This window comes from Pleomorphomonas sp. T1.2MG-36 (genome assembly GCF_950100655.1).
Lineage (GTDB): Bacteria > Pseudomonadota > Alphaproteobacteria > Rhizobiales > Pleomorphomonadaceae > Pleomorphomonas.
In genome coordinates this window covers 22838-38257 of sequence record NZ_CATNLY010000001.1, presented here as the reverse complement: position 1 = coordinate 38257, position 15420 = coordinate 22838, and the positions used below count along the sequence as shown (strand labels likewise).

The window sequence follows — 15420 nt, the reverse complement described above, 5'->3', positions numbered from 1 at the left end:
ACTGTCCCTTGGCTCACTGAGCTTGGTTATATAGGAAAGCAGAACGCATTTCCTTTCTTTACATATGTCCCGAACGATGGGCGCCTTTTAGGCTGCGTGCTCCTCAGATGGAGCACCAAATGGATCTGCAAACTCAGGGCAAAATGGAGATGATCGTCGCGATGGCCCTTTCGGGCACGATCGGCATCTTCGCCTATTTCTCCGGTCTGTCCGAGTTCGCCATCGTTCTCTGGCGATGCATGATGGGTAGCGCGGTTCTTCTCCTGGTCTGCTGGCGCCGCGGATACTTGTCATCCCGGCACCTCAGCCGCCGATCGGTCGTACTTGCCCTTTTGGGTGGCGCGGCCCTGCTCGCCAACTGGCTGTTCCTGTTTGCCGCCTACCGACGAGCAAGCATCTCGATCTCCGGGCTCGTTTACAATCTACAGCCCTTCATCCTGGCTGGCCTCAGCGCCTGGATCCTGCACGAGCGCACTCGACGCGATCACATCGTGTGGGCGTGCGTCGGTCTGGCAGGGCTCGCGATCGTGGCGTTCGCGGGGCTCGATGAAGGCGTCGACAACGAGTTTCTGATTGGGCTGGGCTGCGCGGTTTGCGCCGCGTTCTTCTACGCCCTGGCCGCGCTGTCTGCGAAACTGCTGAGAGGAATGCCGCCCCATCTCGTCGCACTGATACAGTTCGCCGCCGGCTCGGTCGTTCTGCTTCCACTGATCGGGAGCAGTCTTCCATCCACCGATGTGGCATCCATCACGAGCATCGCCACGCTGGGCGTCGTCCACACCGGCTTCATGTACATCCTGCTTTACGGTGCATTTCAGAAACTCAACCCGGGGACGGCAGCCGCGCTGGCCTTCATCAATCCCGTGGTCACCATCCTTTCCGAAGCGCTGATCCTGCACAGATCTTTCTCTACGCTGCAGTACTTCGGCGGCGCGATCATTCTGCTCGCCGTCCTCGGCGCCACCGCTTTCCGGCGAGAAGACGCTTGAGAAAGCCGTCGCACACGCTGTGGTGACCGAAGCGAGGAACTAGGTCGCAGCATAAGCCCAGCATTTCCGGTATCAGCTCCAGGTGCGCCATGGAGATGGCGCTCCTGGTTCCGCGCCAGCGAGGTCTGCTAAGCGAGAGTGCGCAATCGAAGGTCTGGCGATCCGCCAGCGTGTTTCACAACCTGAACAACCCCAAGCCTTCGACGACCAGCTCCTTGGTCTTGTTCGTGATCTCGGTCGCCTTTGCCGTGCCCGCCCTCAGCACATCCATCACGGTGTCAGGGTCACGGGCCAGTTCGGCTCGACGCTCGCGGATCGGCGCGATCGTCTCTTCCAGAATGCCTGCCAAGCGGCGCTTCAGAACCATGTCGCCCAAGCCGCCACGGCGATACTGGGACTTGAGCTCCGCCACGGCCTCCTCGTCCGGATCAAAGGCATCGAGATAAACGAACACGATGTTCCCCTCGACCTGCCCCGGGTCGGATGCTCGGAGGTGGTCCGGGTCCGTATACATCCGCTGCACGGCCGCCTGGACGTCTGACGGACTGGCCGAGAGCGGGATCGCATTCCCCTGCGACTTGCTCATCTTTGACTTTCCGTCCACGCCGGGGAGACGGCCGGTTTTGGGAACAAGGGCTTGCGCTTCCAGAAGAAGTTCGCGACCGACCTGCCGGTTCAACCTGCGGACCAGCTCGTTCGTCTGCTCGATGATCGGCAGCTGATCCTCCCCCACCGGGACGAGCGTCGCTTGAAAGCCCGTGATGTCCGCCGCCTGCGCCGCCGGGTAGCAGAGAAAGCCTGCCGGGATGTTCCGCCCAAAGCCGCGCATCTGGATCTCATCCTTGATCGTGGGGTTGCGTTCCAGACGGGCGACCGACACGAAGTTCAGATACAGCATCGTGAGTTCTGCAAGTGCCGGGAGCGCCGATTGCACGCAGATCGTGGTCAGCTCCGGATCGATGCCGACGGCAAGGTAGTCGAGAGCCACCTCCAGGACATTCTGGCGGACCTTGCCCGGATCGTCCGCATTGTCCGTCAGCGCCTGCGCATCCGCGAGCAGCACGTATTGCCGGTGGCTTTTCTGCAGAGCGACGCGATTTCTCAGTGAGCCAACAAAGTGGCCAAGGTGCAGTGGACCCGTGGTGCGGTCGCCGGTGAGAATGACCGGTACGGCATTGATTTCCGATGACATGCGATTTCTCCAACTTGGGGAGCCGCTGCATCAGATCGGGAAACCGGGATAATGACCGCACCGCTCTTCAGCAGCGGCAAAGGTCATGATTGATGACAGGCCGCGCTCTATCGAGCGCGCCACCAAAACTGTGTGCCAAGGATCGGGCCGTTCATCATGGCCGACCTATAGCTGAAACGACAAACGACGAAAAGTGCCTCCTCATCCGCGATGAGCCTCGCCCAGCGCTGAGACGCCGTCCCTGTCACCGCTATAGCGGCATCACCATGGCGCACCGCAGCTCCACCGGAATGCCGGCTTTGCCCTCGTTCTCGAGAACCTTGAGAAGTCGCGGGGGAATTGCCTCTTCCGCTAGGGTATGGAAGCCAAGACGTTGGTAGTAGGGCTCGTTCCACGGCACGTCGCGAAACGTCGTCAGCGTCAGGGCTTTTGCCCCGCTCTCGCGCGCAATCCGGCCTGCCTCCGCGATCAACATTCGCCCGATGCCCTGCCCCTGCCAGTCGAGATGCACCGCGATCTGCCAGATGTGAAGGCCGTCAGGCGTCATCTCCCCGTTCAGAAAGCCGACGGCCCCGCGCTCCCGATCCTCGGCGACCAGAGCGACGCCCTGAGACATCAAGGTCAGGTGTTGATCGGGAGACTGTACATCGTCGTCGGCAATCCACTCCAGTCCAGCCCATCCACGAAAGATCGCGCCGGAACTCCGTTCAATGTCCGGAAGGTCATCCGCGTCCCGCTCGGACGCCGCTCGGATGGTGATCATGTCGGCGCGCCCCTTCTCAGCCTGGGTGCAGGCCAGGCGCTTCCTGGCCCGTGCTCGCAACATATTCGGTGTAGCCCCCGCCGAACTGATGGATGCCCTCGGACGTCAACTCGAGCACGCGGTTGGAGAGGGCCGCCAGGAAGTGGCGGTCATGCGATACGAACAGCATGGTGCCCTCGAATGTCGAGAGGGCCGCAACCAGCATTTCCTTCGTCGCCATGTCCAGATGGTTGGTCGGTTCGTCGAGCACCAGGAAGTTCGGCGGGTCGTACAGCATCTTGGCCATGACCAGCCGCGCCTTTTCACCGCCGGAGAGCACGCGGCAGGGTTTCTCGACGTCGTCACCGGAGAAGCCGAAGCAGCCGGCAAGGGTGCGGAGGGCCCCTTGTCCCGCCTGCGGGAAGGAACCGTCCAGCGAGTCGAAAACCGTCTCGTCACCGTCCAGCAAATCCATGGAATGCTGGGCAAAATAGCCCATCTTGACGCTGCTGCCGATGGTCACCGTGCCCTGGTCCGGTTCGGTGGCGCCGGCCACCAATTTCAGCAGCGTCGATTTCCCGGCGCCATTGGCACCGAGGACGCACCAGCGCTCCTTGCGCCGCAGCTGAAAGTCAAACCCCTCGTAGATCGGCTTGCCACCGTAGCCCTTATGCACGTTCTTGAAGCTCGCCACATCCTCGCCCGAGCGTGGCGGGGTGCGGAAGTCGAACTGAATGGACTGGCGCCGTCGGGGCGGCTCCACCCGCTCGATCTTGTCCAGCTTCTTCACACGGCTCTGGACCTGCGCCGCGTGCGAGGCACGTGCCTTGAAGCGCTCGATGAACTTGATCTCCTTGGCGAGCATCGCCTGCTGGCGTTCGAACTGCGCCTCGCGCTGCTTCTCGCCAAGCGCCCGCTGCTGTTCGTAGAAATCGAAGTTGCCCGAATAGGTCGTGAGCGAGCCACCATCGATCTCCACCACCTTGCCAACGATGCGGTTCATGAAGGCGCGGTCATGCGAGGTCATCAGCAAGGCGCCGTCGTAGGCCTTGAGGAAACTCTCCAGCCAGATCAGGCTTTCAAGATCGAGATGGTTGCTGGGCTCGTCCAGCAGCATGCCGTCGGGCCGCATCAGCAGGATGCGGGCAAGCGCCACGCGCATCTTCCAGCCTCCGGACAGGAGACCCACATCACCGTCCATGCGCTCCTGGCTGAAGCTCAGGCCGGCAAGCACCTCGCGCGCCCGGGCCTCCAGCGCATAGCCGTCCAGTTCCTCGAAACGCCCCTGCACCTCGCCATAGCGCTCGATAACGGCGTCCAGGTCGTCGGCCTGATCCGGGTCGACCATGGCGGCCTCCAACTTGGCCATTTCGGCGGCGAGCGCGCTCACCGGCCCGACGCCATCCATCACCGTCGCAACAGCACTCTGGCCCGACATCTCTCCGACATCCTGGCTGAAATAGCCGATCGTCATGCCGGTATCGATCGCCACCTGGCCATCGTCGGGTCGATCATCACCGACGATCATCCGGAACAGCGTCGTCTTGCCGGCGCCATTCGGCCCGACAAGTCCGACCTTCTCTCCTTTTAGGATGCTCATCGACGCATCGATGAACAAGATCTGATGGCCGTTCTGCTTGCTGATGCTATCGAGACGAATCATGGAGCCCGTGTTGGCTGGAAAACGAAACGGAGGCGCGAGTGAGTGCCGTGGTAGCTGCGCAATAAGGCAAACCGTCGGACATGTCGATGGCTCCCATCAGTGTTCGTGAAAAGAGGAAAGCCCAAAGCCAGATCATCGCGCACTTCCCGGGCGGATACCCAAGACGAGCACGCCCACCCATAGTGTCAGACACCGTAGTACAAATATATCGCGTAGCATGACGCCAGACCCACGATGACGTTCATCGGTAGCCCAATCTTGACGAAGTCGCTGAAACGGTAGTTGCCAGCGCCGTATACGAGCGTGTTGGTTTGATAGCCGATAGGCGTTGCAAAGCTGGCACTTGCGCCGAACATGATCGCAACGACCAGCGCCCGCGGTTCGATACCCAGTTGCTGGGCGAGACCGATGGCGATGGGCGTGAGAATAACGGCAACGGCGTTGTTGGTTATGAACTCGGTGAGGGTAGAGGACAGCCCATAGACGAGGAGCAGGACGAAGAACGGCGAGACTTCAGACATGACGGGCAGGACCGCATTCACGATGAGTGTCACCGCGCCTGTCTCTTCCAGCCCCTTGCCGACGACAAGCATCGAGAAGATGAGAATCAAGATGCCGCCGTCTATTGATCCCCACGCCTCATCCGCATCGATGCAGCGCAGGATGAGGATGGTCGGCACGGCGATCATCGCCAGAATGCCGATATCCATGACGTCGAATGCCGCAAGTACCACAACGAGACCCAGCGCCAGAAGTGCCAGCGGAGCCTTGGTGGGGCGGAAGGCACGTGCCGTGGAGCGCGTGACGGACACCAGCTCACTCTGGTGCGAGAGTTCGTCGAGCGCCTCGGTTGTGCCTTCGATCAGAAGCTTGTCTGCCGGGCGCAATCTCACATTGCTGAGGTCAGGACCAGGTACGTGCCGGTTCCGGTGGGCGCCCATGACGCGCACGCCAAAGCGTCGGCCCAGGGAAAGGCTGGACAGAAGCGTTCCGTGGCTCAATCGGCCAGGCGCGACGACGGCTTCAACAACAATTCTCTCACCACTGCCCGTGGCGGCTCGTCGTTGGCCCACGCGCACCCCTTCGCGATCATTCAGCGTCAGAAGTACGGCTGACTTGGCGAGGACAATTAACCCATCCCCCTTCTTCAGGGCGATGTTCTGAAAATCTTTGCGGATTACCTTGCCTTCAGTCCGAACACCGACGATACGCAGGCCGGTTTGCTTGAAGTCGGCGATTTCGCCGATCGGTTTGTCGGTAAAGGGACCATCGGCAAGCACCGTCAGTTCGGACAGAAACTCAGCCTCGTCCCGGCTATCGAGATCGCCGGTGTCTTCGCGTCGGTCGGGCAAAAGGAGTTTACCGAGCCCGAGCATGGTCAGAATTCCGGTGAGAGCGGTAGCCAGACCAACCGGTGTGATCTCGAAGAGCGAAAACGGTTCAAGGCCGTGCGTGCGCGCAACGCCATCGACGAGAAGGTTGGTGGACGTGCCGATCAACGTCAGGGTACCGCCGAGAATGGCAGCATAGGAGATTGGAATCAGAAGCCGCGTCGCAGCCAAATCCAGCGCGGCGGCCAGCCGAATGGCGATCGGGATCAGCACCAGAACAACAGGCGTGTTGTTCATGAATGCAGAGGCCCCAAGCGTGGTCAGCAGGAAAACCGCGAGCGCCAGCTTTGGACGTCTCCTAGAACGGTCAAGCACGACGCCGGCGACTCTTTCCAGAACACCGGTGCGCACCAATGCTCCTGTAAGGACAAACATGGCGCCGATCGTCAAAGGCGCCGAATTGGAATAGACCGCCATCGCTTTTTCGGGCGGGACGAAACCAAGCACGATGAATATGGCAGCTCCGCCAGCCGCGGTAACATCAGCTGGGTACTTCTCCCAGACAAACATCGCGAAGAGCGCGATGACCAGTCCAAGCGCGACTTCGGCCCGATAGCCCGCAAGAAGCTCCACCATCACTTCGCCATACCCCCAAATGCTCACGTGCTAAACGCCAGACCAAAGGTTTGGGTTCACATGACAGGAAAATGCCGAAGTCGATGGACGTCGCTAGGCCGGACTCAGACCGGCCTAGCGCCGGATTTGCTCGATAAGTAGCGTCGGTCAGCGGGAGGCGACGGATGGACGAGAGCAGGAGTTAGGCGACCGGAGTCGCCACTGAGCCCCCGTGGCCGTTTCCCCCTTATTCCCACTCGATGATTAACCGGAGCGGTAAGTATTTGAAGTTTCGATAAGTGTAAAACGGAGAAACAGGCGATTACCGTCAGATATACCGTCAGAATCGCACGCAATTGATTTTCCACAATAAATGTGGCGCGGTGCGTGACATCAATCTCTTCGTTCGCATTATATACGAAGTGCGGGAGAATTAGCTAGAGCCAATCGCAAAAGCTCGCGATTGACTGCGATAGATAACGATGCCGTGTGCGCGTTCCTCGCTGCGCTGCAGGCTACGCATTCGATGCCCTCCAGCCCTCACCGGGCTTCCAACGCTCATTACCGTCAGCGGGCTCAATCAGGGGAAGCAGAAATCCGGCGAGGTCGGACACCACGGCAGCCAGCTCCGTCGGCGCCGCGGCCATTCGCTCTCGCCCCAGGAAGGCCTTCCACTGCCGCCCCCAAGCATCGGCGTAAGCGTCACTCAGACCGATCGGCTTCTCGGTTGGAAGCATGGTCTCGCGTCGCGCAAGGGTCTGGCGAACGGCCTCTGCAAGCGATGCCCGATCAAATTCGAACGTCTGCGCGATCAGCCAGAGATCGTAGAAATCCTTCAGCCGGCTGTTCGCGATGCCGAGTTGGACGAGTGCCTGGAATTTCTTGGTCAGCACGGTCGTCACCGGATAGGCGCGAAGGCGGGGCGCCGGCGCGTCGAGTAGCTCCAACGGCTATCGGTGATCGCTATTGATCCGTCCCGCCCCACTCGCGGCGCACACGCCCCCGCACCGCCCGAAGCCGATCGCCGACGTAAGCGCTGTCGATTCCTTCTGGGTAAGCCAAATCATCACATCGATAGCTATTGACGGTACGACCGTGAACGATGTACACAGCCTTTGTGAATGATATTCACAGGTGGATTCGTGACCAAGAACACTGACGATCTTGTCGGAATTAATGAAGTCGCACTCATGGCGGGGGTCTCCAAGCAAGCAGTCGCCAACTGGCGAGTGCGCGTCTCAGATTTCCCTCTACCGGTGACAGAGCTAGCGTCTGGACCGATCTTCCGGCGCTCTCAGATTCGCTCCTGGCTGCTGCGAAATAAACGTAAAGGAAAGCCAATGACGCACGTGTTTTCGACAATCAATCTGAAGGGAGGCGTGGCCAAAACGACCACGACAGTGGCCCTGGCGGAAACCTTCTCAGCGAACATGCGTAAACGCGTCCTAGTAATAGACCTAGATCCTCAGACCAACGCCACGCTTATGCTGATTGGTGAAGATAAGTGGTTCGAGCTGAACGGCAAGGAGCGAACACTCGCCCGCCTATTTAAGGACGCCATGGACCCTGACAATCGAAAGTTCGACCTCGACAAAACTCTTCAGAAGAGTGTGTCGGACGTCGGCGCGGCGAAGACGGTGGACCTACTTCCCTCCAGCCTCGACCTCATCGATGTGCAGGACAAGCTGGCATCGGCGCCAGTTGGAAAGTTCTATGCGGCCAACCCGATCGAGCTCCTCTGGAGAGCTGTTAAGACACGTATCGACGACTACGACATTGTGATGGTGGACTGCCCGCCGAACCTGGGGATTATCACTCTCAACGGGCTCCGCATCTCTGACGGATACATCATCCCGACCATTCCAGATCACCTCTCTACCTACGGCATTCCGCAGATCGTCACTCGGATTAAGGACTTCTCGGAGGCAATTTCAGAAACGATCGAGCCGTTCGGCATCGTCGCCACAAAGTATCAGGCGAATTCGACGGTCCACAACAACGTGCTGAAACAACTTCGCGACGATGAGAAAATCCCTGTGGTGATGGACACGATTATCCGTCAGGCCAATCAGGTGGCCGCAGCCGCGGAATTTCAGACGTACCCGCGCACACTTAAGCAGAAATACGGCAGCGAATTGGCTATTCAGTATGATGAGCTCGCCCACGAAATATGGGATCAGCTGGAGGGCGGACTGTGAATATGAAAAAAGTACTGAACACTCTCTTCAAGGAAATCGTCCAAGAGACAGACACCAACCCTGCATTCCGTGCCCGCGTTGAAGCAGCATTGGGTCTCGACGACAAGAAGAAGCCAGAAGCGAAGGCTCACGATGCTAGCTCGCCGCACCCCAAGCGGCCGAGCAACCGCCGTCCACCGGCCGTCCTCGATCCTGTGCATCTGGCTAGGCAAGGTGAGGACCTACTCCGATCCGAACTCGCAAAGCTTGACATCGAGCAGTTACGCGACGTCGTCGCTGACTACGGTATGGACACAGGCAAGCTAGTTCTGAAATGGCGCGATTCCGAGCGCATCATCGAACGGATCATCGAAGTGGCGCGGGGCCGCGCTCAGAAGGGTAGCGCCTTCCGGGATCAAGGCCCAGGCGACGGAACAGCTGATCCAGCCGACCTCGACGATGGATCGCAAACAAAGACCTGAACCGGCTCGGAAAGTACGGACAAGAAGACAGTGGGGACAGTCATGCCCGTCATTTACATCACGCCTTTGGGCATCTATCGCGGGAGCCCGTAGCCCATGTTTATTGAACGGCTTACTCTGGCAAATTTTCGCTGCTTCGGCCCCGAGGCGACGACGATCGAACTGACCTCCGGCCTCACCACGTTTGTTGGCGTCAACGGCGCAGGCAAGACTGCGGTTATGCAAGCACTTCAACGCCTGTTTGGCATCACGGGCGATCACCGCCGGTTACGGCGCCATGATTTCCACGTGCCGGCAACGGAGTTGCTCGCACCGCTTCAACGGACATTCGTTCTGGAGGCAATTCTTGCCTTTCCCGAACTGGATCCCGGCGGTCTCCACGCGGGAGCCATTCCTGAGTTCTTCCAACAGATGGCGGCCGACGAGGCCGGCCGTCTGAAATGCCGGTTGCGCCTGGAGGCCACTTGGACGGACGATGGTTCGCTCGAAGGAACGATCGAGCAGAAATACTGGGCTGTTCGCGCATTCGGTCATTTCGTGGAAGCCGACTGCATCGAGCTGAAGGCGATCGATCGCGCTCGGATTCAGATGATTTATGTGCCCGCATCGCGCGATGGCGCATCCCAGGTGACGGCCTTTCTGCGCGGCCGCCTCTGGCGGGCCATCAACTGGTCGCAGGGCGTTCGGGGCACATTCTCCGAAGCGGGCGCCACACTCAACGGCGCCTTTTCCGCTGAAGCCGCTGTCGATATTGTGGCCACTGCGGTGCGGCGACGCTGGCAAGAGGTCCATACTGCCGGCACCGACACGACACCGCTTTTTCGCCCAGTCGATCTGCGCTTTCAGGAGTTCATCCGCAAGGTCGAGGTGGTCTTTTACCCCGACGAGGCAGGCCGCGAGCGGGCGCTCGACGACCTCAGCGACGGGCAACGCTCCCTTTTCCATTTGGCGATGACAGCCGCCACACTGGACGTGGAAGGCAGCATCGCCGCCGATCCGGTCGCCGCGGGATTCCAACCTGGCGGCGTTCCTCTGCCTGCTTTAACACTCATTGCCATAGAGGAGCCGGAGAACAATCTCGCGCCGTTCTATCTCTCGCGGATTGTGCGGCAGATCGAGGATTTGACGAAGGGAACCCGAGCGCAGGCCGTCGTCTCCAGCCATTCTGCGAGCATTCTTGCACGGGTGGATCCGTCGCAAGTCAGGCATTTCCGCCTCAACCCAGCGGATCGAACAGCGCGTGTCCGCGCCATCCGACTTCCCGTCGGCCAAGAAGAAGCGTCGAAATTCGTGAGGGAAGCGGTTCGCACCTATCCCGAGCTATATTTTGCTCGCTTCGCCGTGCTTGGCGAGGGAGCTTCAGAAGAAGTGGTCCTGCCGCGCCTTGCGGAGGCCATGGGCCTCGACATCGACCGCTCATTCGTCGCGGTCGTTCCCCTCGGCGGTCGCCACGTCAATCACCTCTGGCGGCTCCTCACTGATCTCGATATCCCCTACGCGACGCTTCTCGATCTCGACTGGGGCCGCGATGGCGGCGGCTGGGGTCGTATCAAGACCACGTGCACGCAGCTTCTTGAGATTGGCGTCCCGCCGCAAGCGATCTTCGGCCAGCACCTTAACGACGCGGGACCAGCGGCGAACCTTGCCGCGTTCGACACGCTGCTAGCCGAGAACACTGCCGACATGACGACTTGGATCAACTGGCTGCGCCAATTCCATGTCTTCTTCAGTGCGCCGCTCGATCTGGATTATTCAATGTTGCGCGCCTTTCCAGCGGCATACCAGTTGGCCGAGCCGGGGCGGCAGGGACCGTCGCCGCTGGGTGATCCTCGCACCGCGGTGCTCGGTGAATCCGGTCGTGGCAATCTCTATGCGGCAGACCAGGATCAGTTGTTGCGCTGGTATCGCTACCTGTTCCTCGGTCGAGGGAAGCCCAGCACTCATGTTCGCGTCCTAAGCGGACAGACACCTCAGGCTCTTGCCGCCGGTGCCCCCGAGGAGTTGCGGGCGCTTCTAACCTCGATTGCAGCCCGTCTAGCACCGGGCCGACAGCCGGTGGCCTGATCATGCCGCTCATCCACCCACAAGACTGGCGACCACGAGGGATTGAGGATCTCGAACCTGATGCTTGGCGCGCCCTGCGCCATGACGGCTCGACCTGCGTTGTCGCTGGCCCCGGCGCGGGAAAGACCGAATTTCTGGCGCAGCGTGCGGCGTACCTTCTCGAGACAGGGCTATGCCCAGCGCCCTATCGCGTTCTGGCGATCTCCTTCAAAGGCGATGCCGCCGACAACCTTGCCGCCCGTGTGCGAAAGCGCTGTCCACCCGAACTGGCGCACCGCTTCACATCGCTCACCTTCGACGCTTTCACGAAAAGCCTGGTTGATCGATTCCAGAGCGCTATACCTGCCGATTGGCGGCCAACCCGACCCTATGAGATCGCGTTTCCCGCATACCGGCAGACTGCAGGCTTCCTCGACCTCTCCCGCATCGCGGCTCCGGCGCAATGGCAGGCCGAAATCGCTGGCCTTAGCGCGAGCAATTTCGAGTCTCACTATGTTGGTGCCTACCGCCTGCCGATAGTGCGCCCGGCACCGCAGGCCGGCATTGAGTTCACCGTTCACCGTTGGTGGGAAGGTCAGCTCGGAGCCCACCCCCAATCGGCCCTGAGCTTTGTCAGCATCAATCGGCTCGCGGAGCTCCTGTTGCGGGCGAGTCCAGACATTCGCCGTGCGCTTCAGGTGACTTATCCCTTCGTGTTCGTCGATGAATTTCAGGATACGACCTACGCGCAGTACGATTTCCTGCTCTCGGCGTTCAGCGGCGCCAATATCGCCATCACGGCCGTTGGTGACGACAAACAGCGCATCATGACTTGGGCCGGCGCACGGGTCGACGCCTTCGACCGCATTGCCGCAGATTTTGTGGCCGTTCGGATCCCACTCCTGTTCAATTTCCGATCCTCACCAGATCTCGTTCGAATTCAGCATGTCGTGGCGAGAGCGCTTGATCCGAACACGGTGGCAACGGTGGCCCAAGCTGTGCGGCAAGTGGACGGCGATGTCGCCCAAGTCTGGAACAGCCCGACCAAGGCACGTGAAGCCGAGCACCTTGCGCGATGGCTGGCGAACGACATGGCGACCAGAGGTCGCGCGCCTCGCGACTACGCCATTTTGGTCAAGCAGAAGTCCGACGACTTCGAAGCCGATCTTGCGGCGCCACTGGCGCAGCAAGGTTTGCGGCTGCGAAACGAGAGCCACACCCTCGGACGCACGACACTTCAAGATCTCCTCTCTGATCAGTTCGCGAAAGTCGCGATCGCCCTGCTCCGCCTGGGAGCTACTCATCGCGCACCGGTTGCGTGGCAACTGTGCTCCGCTGCGCTATTGGAGATACGGGCTATCACGTCCGGGGACGATGTCGCGGAGGCGCGCACCGAGGCCGATCTCACGGCATTTCTGACGATGCTGCGCGCTGACATGGCCAACACGGCACCGTCGCCGGCGAGCGCCGCGATCTTCGTCGCGCGCATCCTGGCATTCCTCGATTTGGGCGCTGTCGCTCGAACCTACCTCGAATACGCGTCAGGCGATCTCCTGGCGATCATGGTCGATGCGCTCCAAAAGCATCTGGCTGCATCGGCAAACGGCGCTGCCACGTGGACGGCCTGCCTGGACGCTTTCGAAGGTCTCGAACAGATCCCGTTGATGACGGTCCACAAAAGTAAAGGCCTCGAATACGACACCATCATTTTCATCGGCCTTGATGATCAAGCATGGTGGGCACACACGCCGGGCAACCCGGAAGGCCTTGCTACCTTTTTCGTAGCGCTCTCCCGCGCCAAGCAGCGCGCGATTTTCGCCTTCTGCCAGGAGCGCGGTCAGCGCCGCCGCGTCGCCGAGCTATTCCAACTGCTTACGGACGCCGGCGTGCCAGAGATCGCGATATGAGCGGAGCATCGCAACTATCAGAACTCATCGCCGAAGCGCTGAAACAGCGTGCGACCAATGACCAGATGCCATCCGTCGCGATGGGTGCCGGCCTGGTGGTCCCCGACTACGAAGAGGGTGTGAGTAAGAAAGATCGGGCCCGCCAGGCTCTCGCGGGCAAGACCGATCGAGAGTTGGGCGAGATCGCGCGCCTACTTGGTGTGCAGTTCGGCGACTTTGCGCTTGAGGAAGCGGGACTCGCCGTTCTCGAACACGGCACAGCAGCCATCACGGAGATCACCCGACGCGACGCGGCCAAATGCTTCGGCGACGATCTTTGCGGCGAACAAGATGTAGTGGAAATCGTCCGCAAGCTCTTCCCGATCGACACGATGGGCGCAGATTTCTTCTCCAGTCGAAGCCTTGCGCGCGATATCGAACAGCACATGATCCGTAACCAAGGCGACTGGAGCGTCGAGCTTCTCTTCGATCAGATCGGTGCGCTCGCCTGTTCGCGAGATCGCTTCAACCGCCTCATCGAGGCGGCGCTTCACCCCCTCGGACGCAGAGGACCTGGACAAGCGGCATTGGTCGATGAACTCAACGTGGTTCTCCGACGAGACGGATATGTACTCAACATTGTGGACGAGGAATCCGGATATCCGATTTATCGGGTCGTCCCCCTTGGTCGAGGCCCAACAGGATCGCCGAAGAATCTCATCTTCGCGTCAAACGGCCCAAAGCCCGAGATCGGCTTCAGCGACGCGATCAACAATGACATCGTCATCCTGTCGAATGCTGCGAGCTGCCTCGTCTACGATCGACCGATCCGGCGCGACGGCCTGTTATGGAGTGAGTTGGTCGAATGGTGGCGCGGCGTCGCCGGCGTTGAGCCTGACGAAGCCGCCCGCACATTGGGGCTTCGCTTGCGCGCTTCCCTAGCCTCAGATGCAGAGCGCAATCTGTTTGACACATATTTCAGGCTTTATCGCGCGAAACTTGGAACGACGCTGCCCGCACTCATACCGCAGGTCTATCTTCACTACGATCCTGCAGTCGTCAAATTACTGCGCCACCGGGCCGGCTTATCACGGCAGCGAATGGACTTTCTGCTTCTGCTGCCGAACCACCAGCGCATTGTCGTCGAAGTCGACGGGTCACAACATTTCAGCCAAGGCGGTAAACCCTCGCTTGCCGCCTATTCGGAAATGGTTGCGGCGGATCGTGATCTGCGCCTAGCTGGCTACGAGATCTACCGTTTCGGTTCCAATGAGCTTGTCGGAGGGTCCGCAGCAGCCTTGATTCAGCGCTTCTTCGATCGCCTCTGGGTGTTTCACAAAATCACCACCCCGGCGTAACAGGAGCCCAATTGAGCCTGCGGTCTCTGAACTACCTGACCGCCGAGTCGTAGCGACAATGATCTGACGTGCCCAATGAGTAGTATTCTGAATGGTGCCATGGCGGGAAGTAATAGACCCAGTCGGAAATCCACCAGCTCAAGGACTTGAGTGAGGAAAAATGCGCGCAGCTCGCTCAAACATACCGTGGCAAACCAAGCAGCGAAGATTGCCGCAGCAGCCCCCCGAGGCCCGCCTTCTCGACATGCCTCGTCACGATCTCGCGCTCCTCTTCTGAGGTAGTCGACCCAAGCACAATTCTCTCGATCAGCACCCTGAGATCAACGTCCACCAAGATTCCATCGGCCGGAACAACGACGCCGAACTCCTCTGCCATCCGAAGCGAAATCGCTAGCCGGAACTCACGCTCCGATTCGAATGCACGGTGTTTGAAGAAGAACCTGTCAAGCATTCCGGCGCCCCTCATGCGGATCTGTGTGAGATCCACATAGTCGACGGGCCCCGCCCATAAATCCTCAATCCCGTAGTCCGCCCGCAGACGAAACGGACCGAAAGCGGCACGCATGCGCTCAGGGGTCGTGCAGATGGCAATGCCCTTGTGTTCCCCGGCGTAGAGCTTCCACATAGCATCGCTTTCATATGCGGCGCGATGCCAACAGCTTATCTTCGTCAGTCGCTTCAGTTCGAAGAACGCCTTCTCACCCCACTCCATCTCTGCATACCGCGGGTCAACGGGAGCTGCGTCCATCTGGACCGCAACCGCCCCTTCGAAAGGGTCAGAGAACTGATTGGCCGACGCAAAATAGATCTGGCTGGTCTCAAGGGTGGAAATGAAACGCTCCATTCTGAAATATTTCCAGAGGCCTTCCTGCCATTCTATTTTTTCACTATTAATTTCGCGCACGTAATAGCCTCTCCCGCTTTTATTACCGCGTTGAACAT

At 60.0% G+C, this 15420-nt stretch carries 12 protein-coding genes; 6 read left to right on the top strand and 6 right to left on the bottom strand.

The window, feature by feature from the left end:
* Nucleotides 1-119: 119 nt before the first annotated feature.
* Nucleotides 120-989 carry a DMT family transporter gene (locus QQZ18_RS00180; RefSeq protein WP_284537263.1) on the top strand — a complete coding sequence of 290 codons (870 nt, stop codon included), beginning with the start codon at nt 120-122 and terminating at the stop codon, nt 987-989.
* Between the two features lie 175 nt (nt 990-1164).
* On the opposite strand, the gene trpS is transcribed toward QQZ18_RS00180, so the two are convergent.
* From trpS to QQZ18_RS00155, 5 genes are all read right to left on the bottom strand, one after another.
* Complete coding sequence (gene trpS, locus QQZ18_RS00175; protein WP_284537262.1) at nt 1165-2181, bottom strand: tryptophan--tRNA ligase; 1017 nt, start codon at nt 2179-2181, stop codon at nt 1165-1167.
* A gap of 250 nt (nt 2182-2431) precedes the next feature.
* On the bottom strand, nt 2432-2944 hold the full coding sequence (locus tag QQZ18_RS00170) for a GNAT family N-acetyltransferase (protein WP_284537261.1): 513 nt from the start codon (nt 2942-2944) through the stop codon (nt 2432-2434).
* Between the two features lie 16 nt (nt 2945-2960).
* Nucleotides 2961-4586 (bottom strand): ABC-F family ATP-binding cassette domain-containing protein, encoded by a 1626-nt coding sequence (locus QQZ18_RS00165; RefSeq protein WP_284537260.1) that lies wholly within the window; start codon nt 4584-4586, stop codon nt 2961-2963.
* Nucleotides 4587-4771: 185 nt separating this feature from the next.
* Nucleotides 4772-6553: an SLC13 family permease gene (locus tag QQZ18_RS00160; protein WP_284537259.1), complete on the bottom strand. Its 1782-nt coding sequence runs from the start codon at nt 6551-6553 to the stop codon at nt 4772-4774.
* 494 nt (nt 6554-7047) lie between these two features.
* Nucleotides 7048-7479, bottom strand: a complete 432-nt coding sequence (locus QQZ18_RS00155) for a nucleotidyl transferase AbiEii/AbiGii toxin family protein (protein ID WP_284537258.1) — start codon at nt 7477-7479, stop codon at nt 7048-7050.
* A 195-nt stretch (nt 7480-7674) separates the two neighbouring features.
* Between QQZ18_RS00155 and QQZ18_RS00150 the strand changes: the two genes are divergently transcribed.
* The 5 genes from QQZ18_RS00150 (at nt 7675) to QQZ18_RS00130 (ending at nt 14478) form a co-directional block, all read left to right on the top strand.
* Complete coding sequence (locus QQZ18_RS00150) at nt 7675-8730, top strand: AAA family ATPase (RefSeq protein WP_284537257.1); 1056 nt, start codon at nt 7675-7677, stop codon at nt 8728-8730.
* A gap of 2 nt (nt 8731-8732) precedes the next feature.
* The gene (locus QQZ18_RS00145; protein ID WP_284537256.1) at nt 8733-9191 is read left to right on the top strand and encodes a hypothetical protein; all 459 of its coding nucleotides are present in this window, start codon (nt 8733-8735) and stop codon (nt 9189-9191) included.
* A gap of 96 nt (nt 9192-9287) precedes the next feature.
* On the top strand, nt 9288-11255 hold the full coding sequence (locus QQZ18_RS00140; protein WP_284537255.1) for an ATP-dependent nuclease: 1968 nt from the start codon (nt 9288-9290) through the stop codon (nt 11253-11255).
* Between the two features lie 2 nt (nt 11256-11257).
* Nucleotides 11258-13141, top strand: a complete 1884-nt coding sequence (locus tag QQZ18_RS00135) for a UvrD-helicase domain-containing protein (RefSeq protein WP_284537254.1) — start codon at nt 11258-11260, stop codon at nt 13139-13141.
* Nucleotides 13138-14478, top strand: coding sequence for an AbiJ-related protein (locus tag QQZ18_RS00130; RefSeq protein ID WP_284537253.1), 1341 nt, complete (start codon nt 13138-13140; stop codon nt 14476-14478). The genes QQZ18_RS00135 and QQZ18_RS00130 overlap by 4 nt, the downstream gene beginning before the upstream one ends.
* 175 nt (nt 14479-14653) lie before the next feature.
* Here the strand turns inward: QQZ18_RS00130 and QQZ18_RS00125 are convergent, their stop codons facing one another.
* Entirely contained in the window at nt 14654-15382 is a 729-nt protein-coding gene (locus QQZ18_RS00125) for a DUF2971 domain-containing protein (RefSeq protein ID WP_284537252.1), read from the bottom strand.
* Nucleotides 15383-15420: the final 38 nt, after the last annotated feature.